Genomic DNA, 2,177 nt, shown 5'->3' on the forward strand with positions numbered 1-2,177 from the left:
ATGATCCCGACGATCGCGGCCGTGACCATGCTGACGAGCATCGAGGCGAGGCGGGCGACCGCGCTGCCGGTGCGCTGCAGCCCGTGCGCCCGACCGAGCTCGGCCTGGGCCGCGATCGACCACACGCCACCGGGGATGTACTTGCCGAGCTGCCCGACGAAGAAGATCGACGACGCCGCGGCCACCCGGACCCGGTACCCGCTCGCGGCCATCATCGCGCGCCAGGACAGCATGTTCGCGACCAGGGCGACGATCGTGAAGACGACGCCGACGGTGACCGTCGTCGCGTCGAGGCGGGCGAAGTCGTGGACGATCTCGTCCCACTGCTTCGCGATGCTCCAGACGAGGAACGCCACGGCCACGACGGCGGCCACCCACTTCACCGCGGTCAGCACGCGAGCGCGTCGACCGGCCGTCGGCACCGCGCCCGTGGCGACGTCGGAAGAGGTGTCGAGCGGGTCGAGTGACCCTGCGGCCGAACCCGTAGGCTGTTGTGCGTCCATCGACCGACAACTCTAAGGGAGCGCGCTGGATGCGACCCGATCCGGATCTCCGTCCGACCCTCCTCGTCGCCGCGTCGACCTTCCCGGCCGAGGCCGGCGACGGGACGCCCGGCTTCGTGCTCGACCTCGCGACGGCCCTGTCCGACGAGTACCGCGTGGTCGTCGTCGCGCCGATGACCCGTGGCGCCACCGCCGAGCAGCGCATCGGTGACGTCGAGGTGCGTCGGTACGCGTACTTCCCGTCCCGGTGGCGCGACCTCGCCGACGGTGCGATCGTCGACAACCTCCGGGCGAAGCGGTCCCGCTGGCTGCAGGTCCCGTTCTTCTTCGTCGCGATGGCCGCCGCGCTCCGCCGCGAACGCCGCCGCTCCCGGCCCGACGTCGCGCTGCTGCACTGGATCATCCCGCAGGGCGCCGTCGGCCAGCTCGTGCTCGGTGACCTGCCGCGCGTCGTGACCACGCTGGGCGGCGACCTGTACGCCCTGCGCAACCCGCTCCTCCAGGCCGTCAAGCGCTCCGTGATCCGCAGCGCCGCCTCGGTGACCTGCATGAGCACCGACATGGCGCGGGAGCTCGGCAAGCTCGGTGCCCGCGCCGACCAGGTGCACGTCGTCCCCATGGGCGTCGACCTCGAGCCGATCACCCGTGCGGTCGCCCGCGAGACCCGCGTGCCCGGCCGGGTGCTCTTCGTCGGCCGACTCGTCGAGAAGAAGGGCGCGATCGTCCTGCTCGACGCGCTCGACCGGACGGCCGAGCAGCCGACGGAGGTCGCGGTCGTCGGAGACGGCCCGCTCCGTCCCCAGCTCGAGGCCCGTGCCGGATCCGCCGTCACGTTCCTCGGTGCCCGCGGCAAGGAGGACCTCGCGTCCGAGTACGCCCGGGCACAGATCGCGCTCTACCCGTCCGTCCCCGCGGCGAACGGTGACCGCGACGGGCTGCCCGTCGCGCTCCTCGAAGCGATGTCCGCCGGCTGCGCGATCGTCGCGTCGGCCGTGCCCGGCATCGTCGACGTCATCGAGGACGGCGTGAACGGCCTGCTCGTCGAGCCGGGTGACCCCGCGGCGCTCGCTGCGGCGGTGGATCGCCTGCTCGCCGACCCCGAGCTCGCCGAGCGACTCGGCCGCGCCGCGGCCGAGACGGCGGCAGCCCACACCGTGGACGCTGTCGGCGACCGGTACCGCGAACTGCTGGCGGCCGCGCGCCGCTGACGCGCGTGCCTGCGGGTCAGGAGGCGCGGTGCGGGCTGGCACCGCGCCTCCTGGACCGCGTCAGGTCACCGCGAGAACGACGCGAGCTCCTGCTTGAGCTGCTGGTCGATGTACGGCTCGAGCGACTTCGCCCACGTCCCCGTGATGTGGCTGGTGTCGCGGTAGACGAGCACGCCCCCGATCACGGCCGGGCAGGTGGTGTCCGTGCAGTAGTACTTCGTCAGGTCGACGACACCGCCCGTGCCGCCCGCCGCGGTGAACTCCGCCATCGCCTCGGCCGACGAGTCCGTCTGGGCGAGCGCCACCGACCGCGGGTTGTCGCACGAGCCGTCCGTGGGTCCGGTCATCCGGCTCACGCACGCCACCACGTCGCGTCGGGGGACCGGGTTGTCGCGCACCGCGATCACGGGGAGTTCGTCACCCGCGGCCCGCTGCCAGGCGTCGAGCAAGGCGGCGCGCGTCGCGT

General features: G+C 73.1%; 2 protein-coding genes and 1 pseudogene. 1 reads left to right on the top strand and 2 read right to left on the bottom strand.

The genetic code is table 11. The annotated features are described in order from the left end of the window. A pseudogene (locus tag I5E_RS05970) lies at positions 1-503 on the bottom strand (lysylphosphatidylglycerol synthase domain-containing protein); the annotation flags it as partial. Positions 504-532: 29 nt separating this feature from the next. On the opposite strand from I5E_RS05970, the gene I5E_RS05975 reads away from it, so the two are divergent. Continuing rightward, positions 533-1,711, top strand: a complete 1,179-nt coding sequence (locus I5E_RS05975) for a glycosyltransferase family 4 protein (protein ID WP_022906191.1) — start codon at positions 533-535, stop codon at positions 1,709-1,711. A 65-nt stretch (positions 1,712-1,776) separates the two neighbouring features. Here I5E_RS05975 and I5E_RS25265 read toward each other — a convergent pair. Next, on the bottom strand, positions 1,777-2,177 hold a 401-nt coding region (locus I5E_RS25265), incomplete at its 5' end, for an SGNH hydrolase domain-containing protein (RefSeq protein ID WP_261974867.1).

The sequence above is a fragment of the Curtobacterium sp. B18 genome (genome assembly GCF_000333375.1).
Taxonomy (GTDB): domain Bacteria; phylum Actinomycetota; class Actinomycetes; order Actinomycetales; family Microbacteriaceae; genus Curtobacterium.